The following is a 14,373-nucleotide window of genomic DNA, read 5'->3' on the forward strand; positions in this document are numbered from 1 at the left end:
GTTGTGCGTTCGACGCTTCCGCAGTCACCGTTCGTTCAGCAACTGGGCATCGAGCTGGTCGACATCGACGAGGGCACAGCTCGACTGCGGCTGCCGTACCGCGATGAGCTGTCCACCGTCGGCCAGATGCTGCACGGCGGAGTGATCGCCGGCTGCATCGATATCGGCATCATGACCGCCGCATGGGCCGGAGCCGCAGTGCCCGAAAAGCTTCGGGGCGTCACGGTCTCCATGTCTGTGCAGTTCATGGAGCCGGTGTATGCCGAGGGTGTCGACATCGTCGGTACTCGGATGCACGCGGGCCGGAGCCTGAAGACGTGTCGAGTCGACATCGTCGGGACCGAATCCGGCCGCCTCGTCGCAACCGGTACGGGAACCTACAAAGTGGGCTGAACTCTGGGCAGAAGCTGCCGAACATGTGACGATCGATGAATGACACTCGACGACATCGTGAACTTGGTCGGCAGCTTCGAGGGCACCGTGACGCAGCGCCCTCGAGAGGGTGATGGAACTCCCGAACTCGCTTGGGGCGATGCGTTCTTCTACTACTCACCCGACGGGACGATCCCGACCACTCAGCCGTTCGCAACGATCGTGACCAAGAACTACCCGGGTGACGAGATGTCCCAACTGAACAGGCCAGGCGCGTTCCGCGTCAATATCGTTGCAGGAAAGCAGGAATTCGAGGAGATCCTGGGAGTGACGCCCCGCGAGGCGGCCGACGCACCCCAGGCAGACCGCGACGACGCCATTGCCGCCCACCCTCAGTACGGCACTGCCGGCTGGCTGTCGGTGGTCAACCCGTCTTCGCAGACCGAGACACATGTTCGAGAACTACTGGACTCCGCCTACAACGTTGCCAAGAGCAGATACGAGCGACGCCGAGGCTGATCAGGCGAAGAAGTCGTCCATCGATCGGGACAGCCCATCGACATCCAGGCCGTTGGCCCGATCGTGTTCGGCCACTGTGCCGTACTTGCGACGCTCTCCCCCCTCCACCCCGATTCCCAGCACGCGATGCCGCATATCGGCCAGTGCCCGATCGACCTGCAGCACTGACGTTCCCGCGAGATACGGCTCGACGATCATGATGTCCGGCGCAGTCAGCGTCTCTCGTAGTGTGGCGCTGTCGAACGGCCTGATCGTCGACGCATGCAGCACCGTCACGTCGCGCCCCGAGGCTGCGGCCAGAACCCGGTCCGTCATCGGACCGACGGAGATCACCGTTCCCGAATGTCCCCGCTGCAGAACGGTGAACGTCCAATCGGGCTGTCCGTACGGACGATCGTTGGACACCCCGTCCAGCCTGATGTAGACGCGATCGTCGGTGGACGCCGCACTGCTCATCATCCACTCGACCTCGTCTACGTGCCCAGGAACGTGGACCGTCCACCCGCCCAAGGTGTCGAGGAGAGCGACATCTCGCTGACCCAAATGAGTCTCGCCGCCCTGCGGCCACCCGTAGGACCCGCCGGAGCTCACCAGGATCGCTCCGACGTCTTGATGCCCCAGATCGAGTTTCACCTGTTCGAAGGGCCGCTCGATCAGGAACGGCGGGAAGGTGTGCACTATAGGACGCATTCCGGCCAGGGCCAGACCACCCGCAACACCGATCATCGCCTGCTCTCGAATCCCGACGTTGATCACCCGCGATCGGATATCGGGAGTGAGGTGCGGTTCGAGATATCCGACCCCGATCTCGGCCAACACCAACGCTGTTCGCTCGTTCTGCGCCAACAGTGGGGGCAGCAGACGGTAGAAGTACTCACGTTGGTCCAGCGATGCGCTCATCAGCTCTCCTTCGTTTCGACGTGAGCGACCATCACGTGCGGCCGGTCTGTGTGATCGGTGCGAAAGTCCTCGCGGAGAGCATCGTGATCTCGACCGTCGACGTCGGATGTGGACCACTCCTCGACCGCGAACCGCGACGCGATGCCGCCGGGCCACCCCAGCCCGGCAGAGTCGTTGTCGATCACCACGGCCGTCAGATTGCCCAAGTTCCAGCGCGCAGCGAATTGAATGGCCTCCATATTGCTGCCCTCGTCGAGTTCCGCGTCTCCGATCAGTACGAAGACGCGGGCCCTTCTCTTCTGAATACGCAGCGCGACAGCAGTTCCTGCGGCCAGCGCCAAACCGTGTCCGAGCGATCCCGAACCGATATCGGCCCCGCGAACCAACGTGCGATCCGGATGATTGCCCAGCGGAGAGTGATAGCTGCCGAACGACGCGAGCTCGTTCGGCGTCAAGAATCCGCGCGCCGCAAGCACGGCGTAGTACGCCATCGGACCATGCCCTTTGGACAGATAGAACCGATCACGGTCCGGGTCGTCGGGATTCGCTGGGTCGAGCCGCAGAATGTCGGAGTACAGCACCCACAGCACATCCAGTGTCGAAGTGGCACTGGTGCTGTGCTTCTCGTCGCCCGTCATCAGTGTCATGAGTTGCGGCAACTCGTCGAAAGTCATCTGCATGACCCCACCCTGCAACCTCGAGCGCACTCGAGGTCAAGCTTTCGGCTACACCCAACCCTCCGAGGAGCGGCCCGAGAAGTTCGCAAGGCGCTCCAAAGGCCCTGCGTCCGGGCGCGACTCCACGATAGGTCCGAACGGCACTCCCGGAACCCGGGCCTGCGCCGGCAGCATCGTTCTGAATTCTTCGGCCACCGGATGGACGAGAGCGGCATCGACTCGGGCCGACTGGCCTGTTGCCACCGCAAGATCCCATCCGTGCAGCAACAGCTCCCGGGCGTACCCCCACACCGCAGATCGACCCGGCACCGCGCCCCACGGAACCACGACGGGGGCGTCGAGCCTTGCGTCGTCGGCCCACGCCGCGCGCGCCTCGAACACAAGCCGGTCGAACGCTGCCACATCGTGATCGGCGGAGTACGGCGACACCGAGTCCGGGCTACCCAGTTCGGCGATCGCGATCAGCCTCGCCACCGTCGCGACGAGGTGACCTGCCAGCGTCCGGACGTCGAACTCGTCGCACGGGGTGGGAAGGTCGAGCTGTTCGGCTCGCACCGCACCGAGTAGCCCGCTCACCCATGCGGCGGACGTGAAATACACCTCGCGCGGATCTGTCTGTTGCGTGGTCTCGATGGTGTTCATTGTTCGGCCTTCCGTTCCGCGGCCGCCGTTGCGGCCTCCTGGACAGAAGTAAATCGGGTGAACATGACATCTTCTGTCATGTTTTGGTGAGAGACTTTTCGGGTGCGCGCAGACCGCTTGTTGTCCATCGTCATGTTGCTCCAACACCGGGGCAGACTGAATGCTGCCGACATCGCAGCGGAGCTCGAAGTATCGACGCGGACCGTATTGCGCGACATCGAAGCGTTGTCCTCGGCGGGCATCCCGGTCTACACCGATCGCGGTCGCGGTGGCGGCATCAGTCTGCTGCCCGGCTACCGGACCGAGCTGACCGGACTGACCGCCGAGGAGGCAACGGCATTGCTGGCCTCCGGCTCCGGACGAGTGGCGACCCCGGCGTTCGCGCGCGCGATGCGCAAAGTCGCCGCCGCGATACCCGAGGCGCACCGAGCAGCGGCAAGCACTGCATCACAACGGATTCTGGTCCGGCCCGACGGGTTTGCCTACCCCCACGAACCCGAGGACCATCTGCCGGAATTGCAGCGTGTCGTCGTCGACGGTAAGCGGATACGCGTGTCGTATCGCAATCGTGTCGGTGCGGTAGCCGAGAGAATCCTGGACCCCATCGGACTCGTGTACGCCGGTGATCATTGGTACCTGCTCGCCGCGCGCGACGGCACCGAACGTGTCTATCGAGTATCACGTATCGACAGTCTGGACATGCTCGACGAGTCCGCTGACCGCAGTGATGTCGTGGATCTGGAAGGGGCGTTCACGGCACACTGGAAATCCTTTCGCGCGAGTTTGGCCCACATCGAAATCACCTGCCTCGTGGACGATTCGGAGTGGATATCGTTGACGAAGAACGTAGTTCGAGTGATCAGCGACGACATGCAGGACGACGGACGGCACCTCGCAGTCATCGAGTTCTCCGGACACGATCACGCGACGGGAGCGCTGTGGCACTGCGGGCCCGGCGTCACTGTGTTGCAGCCGAATTCACTCCGAGACGAACTGGCCCAACGCGCGAGGGCTACTGCGCAGTTGTACTGCTGACATTTCGCGGCCGGGCTCTTCTCGGTATGTGCGATCGGTGTCCACTATTTCTACGCCGATACGCTTTTCCGATTCTCGAGCCGAGTTGTGGACACTGAGGTCACCGCCGACCGTATTCTCATGACATGCCGCGAACACACCTCGCTGTAGCGGGGACGTCCATCGACTGCGCCGATCCGGTGCAACTCGCGCACTTCTATCTCGCGCTACTCGGCGGTGAGTTGTTGTGGGAGAACTCCGAGAGCGTTGGGCTTCGCACACAATCCGGCCTGTGCATCGTTGCGCAGACGGTCGAGAACTACATCCCGCCCGTATGGCCGTCGACCTCTATCGTGCATTTCGACGTGGATGCGGGAGGGGACCTTGCCGGATCCGTCGCCTACGCAGTCGAATGCGGTGCCAGGGAAGCAGCAGAGCAGCCGGACCCCCGATGGCGAGTTCTCCTCGACCCCGCCGGCCACCCCTTCTGCATCACCACGGAGGTGTACGACAGTTGACGGGGGCAATAGCCTGAGATGGTGCGCAATCTCGTCGTCGTTCTGCTCCTGTTCGGATTCATAGTCGGATTGGTGCCGTTGGGCTGGTACCTGATCGGCGAAATGACGACGGACCCGAGCGACGTCGTTTACTACGGAAGCTACGAGCCGCTGTACGGAGCCACGATGAGCGATCAAGCCATGGACAAGTCGAATAGACAGTTCCCCTGCCGGTCGCAAGGAGTGTCTTCCACGTGGCTGTATGTAGTCCCCATTGCTACCGCAGCTCTCGGTGCACTGGCCGGATTCGTCCTCGGCAAGTTCGGATTCGTGCTCACGCGCAGGCGAACTCGAGAGGCATGAGGTGGCCGGGACTGCAGAAGTCGAACTGAGCCTCGACGACATTCGACGCGTGACGGCCTTCGCAGCTACCTGCGCCCGACGGGCATTGCCGATCTACGAGATTGTCCACCCCGACGATGTGCGTCCACGCGCGGCAATCGACGGTGCCGAGGCGTTTGCCGAGACCGGCCAGCGCACGGCAGCACTACGCCAACTCGCCTGGGCAGCGCACAAAGCTGCCCGCGAAGTGCCGGCATCTGCGGCCACGGACGCCGCACTGTCCGCAATGCACGCCGCCGGTGCTGCCTTTCTCCATCCGCTGTACAGCCCACATCAGGTCAAACACATTCTCGGATCTGCCGCGCATCTGGTGCTCGCCGACCCCAAAGCTGCTGCAGAGCAAATCGAATGGGTTCGCAACCACGCCGACCACGCCGTTCGAGCGGTTCTGGGACGATTTCCGCCACCGCTTGCTGGGCGCCCGAGTTTCGGCGTGCTCATGGTTCGACTCGATACCGAATTGCGACACTGAGCCGTTGCCCATATCGGGGTGCGGTGACAGCATGAAAGGCATGAAGGCCAAAGAACGCCCCTGGAAGCGTTACGGGCTTGCCGCGTTGCTGGCCGCGCTCGCGTTCCTGACGATCACCGACCTTGTGTCCGATCCTTCTGCCTGGAACTGGTCGAAGTTGCTAGTGCTGGTTGTAGCCGGTCTGTACATCTGGTACGGAGAGAGCCGGACCCCGACGTCTCCTGAGAAGATCGGACCCGAGGCCGTACCCGCCGAGGACGTCGAGGCAGTGGTCGCAGAATCCGGCAGAACTGTCCACGCCATCAAAGCGCTGCGAGAGATGCATCCCGGTCTCGGTCTGCTCGATGCGAAGAATCTCGTCCAACCGGACCACTGACGGAGGACGAGGCGATGACATCGGCCAGCGGCACACGTGCAGTGCAGGATCCCGCCGAATTCATCGAGGCCGCAACTCTGTTGATCGATTTCAATCGTGAATACGACTACCCGGTGCCCGAAACTGATTGGCTTGCCACACATCTCGACACTCTGGTGAAGTCCGGCGACACCAGCGTGCTGACATTCGGGGCTCCCGCCATCGGGGTGGCCGTGCTGCGATTTCGGATCGGTACGCTGAGCGCAGACTTGGAGGCCTATCTCGCCGAGTTCTACGTCCAGCCCGGTCTGCGCGGGAAGGGTTACGGCACAATCTTTCTCGACGCCGTCATCGAGCACGCGCGCGGCAAGGGTGCCACCTACATGGACCTCAACACCTCCGAGGACGACGAGGCGGCGCGACACGTGTACGAAAAGCGTGGCTTCGACTGTCACGAAGGCCAGGGCAACGGACCCAAGGCTCTGTACTACGAACTCGAACTGGACTGACGCAGGAGATGTAGCCTGGTCATATGGTTAGCCGAGATAACAGCTCGACGTCGTTCGGGGCCGTCGCCGACGTGTACGAATCTGCTCGCCCCGACTACCCGTCGGCCGCGGTCGAATGGCTGCTGGAATCCGTTCTCGAGGCCGGCGAGCGTCCTCTTGTCGCCGATGTCGGAGCCGGGACCGGCAAGCTCACCCGCATCATCACCGCCGCCGGGTGCGATGCCGTCGCCGTCGACCCTGATCCCGCCATGCTCGACGCCTTGCGCGACGCGGTGCCCGGCGTTCCCGCCCACGTCGGCAATGCCGAATCCCTCCCGCTGGACGACGGGAGCGTCGATGCCGTTCTGCTCGGACAGGCCTGGCACTGGGTCGAGCCAGTGGCCGCGTCAGCCGAGATCGGCCGGGTCCTCCGCCCGGGCGGCACCCTGGGACTGATCTGGAATATTCGAGACGAATCGGTGCCGTGGGTTCGGCGACTGAACTCGGTGGTCTCGCGCGGTGGAGCGCTGGCCATGTTCGACGACGGTCCACCACCGGTCGCAGAACCCTTCCATCAGCTCGACGAAGAGCGGTGGACGTGGTCGCGCACGGTGACCCGGTCCCAGTTGACCGACCTGGTCAAGTCGCGCAGCTTCTACATCACCGCGACCACCGATGAGCGCAACGGCATCGATCGGAATCTCACCGCACTGTTCGTCGATGTGGGGCTGACGGGATCGACGACGATCGAACTGCCCTATGTGACAAGGGCGTTCCGCGCCACACGGCCGATCCGATAGCTCTCTCCCCACCTTGGAGTCGCCACAGCCGAGCAAAACGAATATGATTCCCAATAAGTGGGTATCGGTTCGAGTTCGAGGAGCTACAACATGGCGTTTCCGATCATCGTCGCGAAGGCAGTATCGACGGTCGTGACAGGCGCAGTCGGCGTCGCCGCGTACAACGGCGCAAAGAAGCTGTACGAGAAGACTCCCGTCCGCAAGGCTGCGGTATCGGCAACCGAACTCGGACTTCGCGCCGCACGGAAGGCCGAGATCCACGCCGAGTCCGCACGTTTGGCCGTGTCGGATGTCGTCGCCGAGGCACGCGACCGGCTCGGCGAAGAAGTACCGCCGCCCTCGGCCACCGAAGTCGGCCACGGTCACTCGCACTGACCACGGCAGTCGACCGACTATGACGACGCTCGTCGAACACCCGCTCGGTGTGGCTCCCGACCGCGCGGACGGCATCGAAGTCTTGTCCGACGCTGCCGGCCGGATGCGGATTCGCGTCGACTGGCTGAGGTCGAGTCCAGGCCGCGCGGTCGCCGTCGAAGACCATGTGGACAAGATTCGCGGCGTGCGGGCCGTCCACGCGTACCCCCGCACCGCGTCGGTTGTCGTCTGGTACTCCCGCTCACGCATCGACCGGGCCGAGCTGTTCGACGCGGTGAACGCGGGTCGCACGACCGACTGGGGATTGGTACCCGTGCGTAGCCCACGGTCTGCGGACGTCACCAGCGGCGACGTCCTGCGGATGACCATAGGCGGCGCGGCTCTGATCCTTCTCGGCTTCCGTCGCTACGCCTTCCGGCGACCACCCATCCTCGGCCCCACCAGCCGTGTCGTGGCCACCGGAGCCACCATCTTCACCGGTTATCCGTTCCTGAGAGGAGCACTCCGCTCGCTGGCCGGAAACCGATCGGCCGGCACCGACGCGCTCGTCAGTGCGGCGACCGTGGCCAGTCTCGTACTCCGCGAGAATGTCGTTGCCCTGACTGTGCTGTGGCTGCTCAACATCGGCGAGTACCTGCAGGAGCTGACGCTCAAGCGCACTCGCCGCGCCATCTCGGATCTTCTGACCGGCACGCAGGACACCGCGTGGATTCGGCTTCCCGACGGTTCCGAGATCTCCGTCGATGTCGATCGGTTGGAGATCGGCGACGAGGTCGTCGTGCACGATCACGTCGGCGTTCCGGTGGACGGGACCGTCGTCGACGGGGACGCGGTGGTCGACCAGTCGGCGATCACCGGCGAGACATTGCCGGTGTCGATCGTCGCAGGCGACCGCATCCATGCCGGATCCGTTGTCGTCAGGGGCCGCATAGTCATCCGCGCGTCTGCGGTAGGCCGAGATACGACGATCGGCCGCATCATCTCCCGCGTCGAGGAGGCACAGGAAGACCGCGCTCCAATTCAGACTGTAGGAGAGAACTTCTCGCGTCGCTTCGTGCCCGCGTCGTTCATCCTGTCGGCCCTCACCCTTCTTGTCACCCGCGATGTCCGACGAGCGATGACCATGCTGCTCGTCGCATGCCCGTGCGCGGTAGGCCTGTCGACTCCGACGGCCATCAGCGCCGCCATCGGAAACGGTGCTCGCCGAGGGATTCTCATCAAGGGTGGATCGCATCTGGAACAAGCAGGCAGGGTCGACGCCTTCGTGTTCGACAAGACCGGAACCCTCACTGTCGGACGCCCCGTCGTCACCAATGTCGTCTCGTTCCAGGACGACTGGGAGCCGGAACAGGTGCTGGCGTACGCCGCCAGTTCCGAGATCCACTCACGGCATCCGCTGGCCGAGGCCGTGATTCGCAGTACCGAGGAACGCCACATCGTCATCCCTCCGCACGAGGAGTGTGAGGTGCTCGTGGGGCTCGGGATGCGCACGGTCGCAGATGGCCGGACCTTGCTGCTGGGCAGTCCTTCTCTACTGCGCGGCGAAAGTGTGGACGTGTCCGAGTATGCGGCCGACTGGGTCTCGCGACTTCAGCGGCAGGCCGAGACCCCATTGCTCCTCGCAGTCGACGGGGTGTTGGTCGGGTTGATCAGCCTGCGCGACGAGGTCCGGTCGAATGCTCTCGAAGTGTTGAATGCGCTCCGTGCCGACGGTGTGGAACGCATCGTCATGCTCACCGGAGATCACCCCGAGACCGCTGCGGCCGTAGCCGCCGAACTGGGCATCGCCGAGTGGCGAGCCGAGGTGATGCCCGATGACAAACTCGAGGCCGTCCGCAAGCTCCAAGAAGAGGGATACGTCGTCGCCATGGTCGGAGACGGCACCAACGACGCTCCCGCCCTGGCCGTCGCCGACATCGGAATCGCAATGGGATTGGCGGGCACCGATGTTGCCGTCGAAACGGCCGATGTAGCTTTGGCCAGCGATGATCTGACACGGTTGCTCGACGTTCGCGATCTCGGCCGACACTCGGTGTCCGTCATCCGACAGAACTACGGAATGTCGATCGCAGTGAACGCGCTGGGCCTCGTGGTCAGCGCCGGTGGAGCACTGTCTCCGGTGCTCGCCGCGATTCTGCACAACGCATCCTCGGTCGCGGTCGTCGGCAACAGCTCGCGACTTATCCGATACCGAATCTGATCAGTAACGTCCGAAGGCGAGGGCGACATGCTCGGTACCCACTCCGCTACTTCGCGTCGCGGAAGTACGGTTCAACAGTGCCCTTGAGCTTGACGAGCATGGGATTGCCGTAGCGATCCTTCGCGGTGGGGACTTCGACTCGCACCCAACCCTCGGTCACGTTGTACTCGCGAACACTGGTCTTCTCGACGCCATTGAAGCGAATACCCACGTCCCGGCGAAGAACCTCTTCGTTGTAGAAGGGGCTCCGCGGATCGATCGCGAGGTGATTCGGTGGAACGTCTGTGTTCTGATCCTCTGGCATGGATTTCTTTCGTCGAATGCTGCGTTAGGTGCTTGGTTGGATCCACAGAGAGAATACGCGACCCAGCGCTGTCGGCCCTAGCCCCGCGCCATGTCCACGAATCTCGACAGGTGAAGCTGGTGTGCCACAGTGATTGTCGCGGTCGGACCGTTACGGTGCTTGCCGAGAATCAAGTCGGCCTCACCGCCGCGGGGGTCGTCGCGCTCGATTGCGTCGGGGCGGTGCAGCAGAATGACCATGTCGGCGTCCTGCTCCAGTGAGCCGGACTCACGAAGATCCGAGACCATCGGCTTCTTGTCGGTTCTCTGCTCCGGACCACGGTTGAGCTGGCAGACCGCGACCACCGGGCATTCGAGTTCCTTCGCCAACAGCTTGAGCTGACGCGAGAAGTCGGAGACCTCCTGCTGACGCGACTCCACCTTCTTACCCGACGACATCAGCTGAAGGTAGTCCACCACAATGAGTTTCAGGCCGTTGCGCTGCTTGAGGCGACGGGCCTTGGCGCGGATTTCCATCATCGTCAGGTTCGGAGAGTCGTCGACGAACAACGGCGCTTCGCTGATCTCGCTCATTCGGCGGGCCAGCTTGGTCCAGTCGTCGTCGGTCATCTTTCCCGAACGCATGTCGCCGAGCTTGATCTTCGCCTCGGCGGACAACAGTCGCATGACGATCTCGGTACGACTCATCTCCAGAGAGAAGATGACACTGGGCATGCCGTGCTTGATGGAGCACGAACGCATGAAATCCATACTTAGGGTCGACTTACCAACGCCAGGTCTAGCCGCCACGATGATCATCTGACCCGGGTGCAGGCCGTTGGTGATTTCGTCGAGTTCGGCGAATCCTGTTGGTACACCGAGGGATATGCCGCCACGGCTGGCGATGGAGTCGATTTCGTCCATCGTGGGCTGCAGCAGTTCCTCGAGGGGGAGGAAGTCCTCGGAGGTGCGGCGTTCGGTGACCTCGTACACCTCGGCCTGCGCGCGGTCCACGACCTCGGCGACGTCCTGTCCGTCTGCTCCGGCGTAACCGAACTGCACGATGCGAGTCCCGGCCTGAACGAGGCGGCGCAGAATCGACTTCTCCGCGACGATCTCGGCGTAGTACCCGGCATTGGCTGCCGTCGGCGTCGTCTGTGTGAGGGTGATCAAGTACGGAGGGCCGCCGATACGCTTGAGCTCTCCGCGACGATCCAGCTCGGCCGATACGGTCACCGGGTCGGCAGGCTCACCGCGGCTGTAGAGGTCGAGGATCGCGTCGTACACGTTCTGGTGAGCCGGCCGATAGAAATCGCCCGGACGAAGCACCTCGAGCACGTCGGCGATGGCGTCCTTGCTCAACAGCATGCCGCCCAGCACGGACTGCTCCGCGGCCATGTCCTGCGGGGGCTGGCGACCGAAATCCTCGCCGGGTCCCTCGCTGGACGAGGGGCCGGAGTAGTCGGACTGTCCTCGATCGTCCACAACTGCCACGCGAACCGGCCGTCCTCTCCCCATTGTCGTCGGCATCGTCGGATATCACCCGGCGGTGCGGTGTAGCAAGTTCTACCCCCGGGCACCGACAAGCTTTCTCGGCACCGGATTCGCACTGTCCCGTCGCCGCTGCACGGCATCGAGAGAGACGCTGCACGGACGTTAAGCGCTATCGGCAGGAGTCACAACATGGCTTGTGGACGAATCTGTGCATGAAATGTGGATGGTGTTGAACAACCGTGTTGACCGTCTGGGGATAACCTGGGTATAACTTTCCGAGTTTCTCCCTTTTCGGCAGGTCAGAGCGTGTACATAAAGTTTTCTTCCTGTGCATCGATTCTGGATCGGCGTGTCGGCCGAATTGACAGCTCGGGCGTGTTGAGTAAATACCAGGTGAACCCGAGGGTGAACTGGGTCACAGCGACTGGGAAGCCTCACAGAAACAGACCAACGTCCCGTTCAAGCCCGAGGGGCCCGATTCCGGGCTTGGAATCGGGCCCCTCGATACTGCCGACGAAGCTCAGCCGACCGTCTCCTGTTGGCACTTCGCCGGGTCCAGCACGGTGACCTCCTTGGTACCGATCTGAAGCACTCGTGCCGAGGGAATGTCGAAGAACAGTCCGGTGATTCGCAACCGCCCCTCGGCGTTGGCTCGGCCTACGACGCGATGACGAGTGAGCGTCTGCAACTGCACCGCCACGTTCACCATCGCGAGTTGATCCGCCTCACCGAAGCCGAGCTCCGCCGCCTGACGACCCACCACATGCCCGCTGCGGTACGCGTCGAGGCTTGCCACCCCGTACCCCAACCACTCCGCGACGGACGCGTCCGCAGCGTTCTCCGGCCCACTCAGCACCGCCTTCATGGCACCGCAGCCCGAGTGCCCGCACACCACAACCGACGAGGTGCCCAGCTGATCGACACCGAAGGCCAGCGCCGCCTCCACCGAGCAGTCCTGCCCCTGAGTGGGCACGAGGTTGCCCATGTTTCGGACGGTGAACAGATCTCCTGGGCCGCTGCTGGTGATCGTGTTCGGCATGACGCGCGAATCCACACAGCACAGAAACAGAGTGTCGGGATCCTGGTTGTCGGTCAGACCCTCGAGGTGCGGACGTATGTTGGGGGCGTGCGTGCGGTGGTACTCCGCCACCCCGCTCAACACCGGCCGCAGAGCAGCAGGCGAATCTTCCTGCGCAACATCGCTCTTGAGCTGCCATGCGCGCCACGGCGCCAACGAGCTGCGTACCGTCGCGGATCCGCGCTTGGGCGGACCCTCCGCAGCAGCCGCCATCGAGGCGGTGCCCACCTCTTCGACCTTCACGGTGCCGCCGCCGAGTTCGTGCTGACGCATCCACTCGTTCAGGGCGTCGTGCACGGCGTGATCGAGGAAGTCGACGCCCAGATGCACGGTGACGGCGGTGCCTGCGGGCACTGTGGAGAGCACGTGCGTCAATCGAGGGAGCGCAAGGAAGCTCAACGAACCCTCGGTGGTGACACGCCAGGTGCCGTCGACCGTTTCCTCGGCCCTGACCTTGGCCCACACGACACGGCGCAGCACGAGGATGATCGACAGTGCCAAACCGATCAACACACCCTCGAGCAGGTTGAGCGCCACCACTCCGACGACCGTGACCGCGTAGACCGCGATGTCTCCGGTCTTGTTGGCAATCTTGATGTCCGCCAGCTTGATCAGCTGCACACCGATCATCACCAGCAGTCCGGCCAGAGCGGCGAACGGAACCAGTTCGACGATCGAGATGAACAGTACCGAGAAGATCAGAATCCACACGCCGTGCAGAATCGCCGATGCACGAGACTTGGCACCGACCTTGACGTTGGTGGCACTGCGCACGATCACGCCGGTGATCGGCAGACCGCCGATGGCACCGGAGGCCATGTTGCCTGCGCCCTGAGCCATCAATTCCCGGTCGAAGTTGGTGCGCTCACCGCTGTGCATCTTGTCGACGGCCACCGCGGAGAGCAGACTCTCGACACTGGCGATCAACGCGATGGTGATGACGCCGGTCGCGAAGGCACTCCACTGCCCGTCGGGCATGATCGGGAAGCTCAGCGATTCGATCAGGTTGCCGGGCAACTCGATTCGTTCGACATCGAGGGAGAAGAAGATCGAGACCGCGGTGGCGGTGACCACTGCGACCAGTGCGGCCGGCACCTTGGTGACCTTGGCCAGCACGCCGGACAACCCGCCCAACCGTGGCCAGGCGAACATCAGCACGACGACGATTCCGCCGACGATGATCGACGGCCACTGACCGTTCGCGACGGACATGGGGATGGCCAGGATGTTCTGGACCGCCGAACTTTCGGATTCTCCTCCGAGGAGTACGTGAATCTGTTGCAGTGCAATGGTTATACCGATTCCGGCGAGCATCGCATGCACCACGACCGGCGAGATGGCCAGCGCACTGCGCGCAATCCGGCTCATTCCCAGAAGAATCTGCACAGCACCGGCCAGGACCGTGATGGCGCACGTTACGCCCCAACCGAATTGGTTGACCAGCTCGGCAACCACGACGGTCAGGCCTGCTGCCGGGCCGCTGACCTGCAGCGGTGATCCGCCGAGGATCCCGGCGAGGATTCCGCCGACCACCGCGGCGATGAGACCGGCCATGATCGGCGCACCCGATGCGACGGCGATGCCGATCGAAAGTGGCACTGCAACAAGGAAAACGACCAGCGAGGCCGGTACGTCGTATTTCAGGATCGACCCGAAGCGAGACTGCGGCTCGGATCGGGTCTCGGGACTGGGGTCGGAATCGGGTTCCACGGTCGTGGTCACGGCAGCGTTCCTCCGGGCGTCTAGGCGTCAGGTGATTCGTCGAGATGGTCCTGCTGTTGTGTCGCCCCTCAGCAAAGGTTACGC

At 63.4% G+C, this 14,373-nt stretch carries 17 protein-coding genes; 11 read left to right on the plus strand and 6 right to left on the minus strand.

The window, feature by feature from the left end; translation table 11 throughout:
- Positions 1-3: 3 nt before the first annotated feature.
- Entirely contained in the window at positions 4-393 is a 390-nt protein-coding gene (locus ABZ677_RS10115) for a PaaI family thioesterase (RefSeq protein ID WP_358368901.1), read from the plus strand.
- A gap of 39 nt (positions 394-432) precedes the next feature.
- On the plus strand, positions 433-891 hold the full coding sequence (locus ABZ677_RS10120; protein ID WP_037195172.1) for a DUF6194 family protein: 459 nt from the start codon (positions 433-435) through the stop codon (positions 889-891).
- Here the strand turns inward: ABZ677_RS10120 and ABZ677_RS10125 are convergent, their stop codons facing one another.
- From ABZ677_RS10125 to ABZ677_RS10135, 3 genes are read right to left on the minus strand one after another with little or no spacing between them, the layout of a single operon-like run.
- Positions 892-1,791 (minus strand): transketolase, encoded by a 900-nt coding sequence (locus ABZ677_RS10125; protein ID WP_358368904.1) that lies wholly within the window; start codon positions 1,789-1,791, stop codon positions 892-894. It abuts the gene before it with no gap.
- Positions 1,791-2,471, minus strand: a complete 681-nt coding sequence (locus ABZ677_RS10130) for a thiamine pyrophosphate-dependent enzyme (RefSeq protein ID WP_358368907.1) — start codon at positions 2,469-2,471, stop codon at positions 1,791-1,793. Before ABZ677_RS10130 ends, ABZ677_RS10125 begins: the two co-directional genes overlap by 1 nt.
- A 45-nt stretch (positions 2,472-2,516) precedes the next feature.
- Positions 2,517-3,110, minus strand: a complete 594-nt coding sequence (locus ABZ677_RS10135) for a TIGR03086 family metal-binding protein (RefSeq protein WP_358368910.1) — start codon at positions 3,108-3,110, stop codon at positions 2,517-2,519.
- A gap of 102 nt (positions 3,111-3,212) precedes the next feature.
- On the opposite strand from ABZ677_RS10135, the gene ABZ677_RS10140 reads away from it, so the two are divergent.
- From ABZ677_RS10140 to ABZ677_RS10180, 9 genes are all read left to right on the plus strand, one after another.
- Entirely contained in the window at positions 3,213-4,145 is a 933-nt protein-coding gene (locus ABZ677_RS10140) for a YafY family protein (protein ID WP_358368913.1), read from the plus strand.
- A gap of 125 nt (positions 4,146-4,270) precedes the next feature.
- Positions 4,271-4,642 (plus strand): VOC family protein, encoded by a 372-nt coding sequence (locus ABZ677_RS10145; RefSeq protein ID WP_358368916.1) that lies wholly within the window; start codon positions 4,271-4,273, stop codon positions 4,640-4,642.
- Between the two features lie 18 nt (positions 4,643-4,660).
- Entirely contained in the window at positions 4,661-4,984 is a 324-nt protein-coding gene (locus ABZ677_RS10150) for a hypothetical protein (RefSeq protein WP_358368919.1), read from the plus strand.
- A 1-nt stretch (position 4,985) separates the two neighbouring features.
- Positions 4,986-5,495: a putative immunity protein gene (locus ABZ677_RS10155; RefSeq protein ID WP_358368922.1), complete on the plus strand. Its 510-nt coding sequence runs from the start codon at positions 4,986-4,988 to the stop codon at positions 5,493-5,495.
- Between the two features lie 40 nt (positions 5,496-5,535).
- Complete coding sequence (locus tag ABZ677_RS10160) at positions 5,536-5,871, plus strand: hypothetical protein (RefSeq protein WP_358368924.1); 336 nt, start codon at positions 5,536-5,538, stop codon at positions 5,869-5,871.
- 14 nt (positions 5,872-5,885) lie between these two features.
- A complete protein-coding gene (locus tag ABZ677_RS10165) occupies positions 5,886-6,359 on the plus strand; it encodes a GNAT family N-acetyltransferase (RefSeq protein WP_358368927.1) in 474 nt (157 codons plus the stop codon).
- 23 nt (positions 6,360-6,382) lie between these two features.
- A complete protein-coding gene (locus ABZ677_RS10170) occupies positions 6,383-7,138 on the plus strand; it encodes a class I SAM-dependent methyltransferase (RefSeq protein WP_358368930.1) in 756 nt (251 codons plus the stop codon).
- A 90-nt stretch (positions 7,139-7,228) separates the two neighbouring features.
- The gene (locus tag ABZ677_RS10175) at positions 7,229-7,513 is read left to right on the plus strand and encodes a DUF1490 family protein (protein WP_037195626.1); all 285 of its coding nucleotides are present in this window, start codon (positions 7,229-7,231) and stop codon (positions 7,511-7,513) included.
- 19 nt (positions 7,514-7,532) lie between these two features.
- Complete coding sequence (locus ABZ677_RS10180; protein ID WP_358368933.1) at positions 7,533-9,713, plus strand: cation-translocating P-type ATPase; 2,181 nt, start codon at positions 7,533-7,535, stop codon at positions 9,711-9,713.
- Positions 9,714-9,759: 46 nt separating this feature from the next.
- Here the strand turns inward: ABZ677_RS10180 and ABZ677_RS10185 are convergent, their stop codons facing one another.
- The 3 genes from ABZ677_RS10185 to ABZ677_RS10195 form a co-directional block, all read right to left on the minus strand.
- Entirely contained in the window at positions 9,760-10,017 is a 258-nt protein-coding gene (locus ABZ677_RS10185) for a DUF3297 family protein (RefSeq protein WP_094611446.1), read from the minus strand.
- A gap of 77 nt (positions 10,018-10,094) precedes the next feature.
- On the minus strand, positions 10,095-11,489 hold the full coding sequence (gene dnaB, locus ABZ677_RS10190) for a replicative DNA helicase (RefSeq protein ID WP_032396923.1): 1,395 nt from the start codon (positions 11,487-11,489) through the stop codon (positions 10,095-10,097).
- A 520-nt stretch (positions 11,490-12,009) separates the two neighbouring features.
- Positions 12,010-14,289, minus strand: coding sequence for a bifunctional SulP family inorganic anion transporter/carbonic anhydrase (locus ABZ677_RS10195; RefSeq protein WP_358368938.1), 2,280 nt, complete (start codon positions 14,287-14,289; stop codon positions 12,010-12,012).
- Positions 14,290-14,373: the final 84 nt, after the last annotated feature.

Source organism: Rhodococcus sp. NPDC006774 (genome assembly GCF_040636045.1).
GTDB lineage: Bacteria > Actinomycetota > Actinomycetes > Mycobacteriales > Mycobacteriaceae > Rhodococcoides.

Coding starts and splice junctions, on each gene's coding strand:
- ABZ677_RS10150 (WP_358368919.1), top strand. CDS start 4,661: ATGGTGCGCAATCTCGTCGTCGTTCTGCTCCTGTTCGGATTCATAGTC.
- ABZ677_RS10120 (WP_037195172.1), top strand. CDS start 433: ATGACACTCGACGACATCGTGAACTTGGTCGGCAGCTTCGAGGGCACC.
- ABZ677_RS10165 (WP_358368927.1), top strand. CDS start 5,886: ATGACATCGGCCAGCGGCACACGTGCAGTGCAGGATCCCGCCGAATTC.
- ABZ677_RS10135 (WP_358368910.1), bottom strand. CDS start 3,110: ATGAACACCATCGAGACCACGCAACAGACAGATCCGCGCGAGGTGTAT.
- ABZ677_RS10125 (WP_358368904.1), bottom strand. CDS start 1,791: ATGAGCGCATCGCTGGACCAACGTGAGTACTTCTACCGTCTGCTGCCC.
- ABZ677_RS10180 (WP_358368933.1), top strand. CDS start 7,533: ATGACGACGCTCGTCGAACACCCGCTCGGTGTGGCTCCCGACCGCGCG.
- ABZ677_RS10145 (WP_358368916.1), top strand. CDS start 4,271: ATGCCGCGAACACACCTCGCTGTAGCGGGGACGTCCATCGACTGCGCC.
- ABZ677_RS10160 (WP_358368924.1), top strand. CDS start 5,536: ATGAAGGCCAAAGAACGCCCCTGGAAGCGTTACGGGCTTGCCGCGTTG.
- ABZ677_RS10170 (WP_358368930.1), top strand. CDS start 6,383: ATGGTTAGCCGAGATAACAGCTCGACGTCGTTCGGGGCCGTCGCCGAC.
- ABZ677_RS10130 (WP_358368907.1), bottom strand. CDS start 2,471: ATGCAGATGACTTTCGACGAGTTGCCGCAACTCATGACACTGATGACG.
- ABZ677_RS10185 (WP_094611446.1), bottom strand. CDS start 10,017: ATGCCAGAGGATCAGAACACAGACGTTCCACCGAATCACCTCGCGATC.
- ABZ677_RS10175 (WP_037195626.1), top strand. CDS start 7,229: ATGGCGTTTCCGATCATCGTCGCGAAGGCAGTATCGACGGTCGTGACA.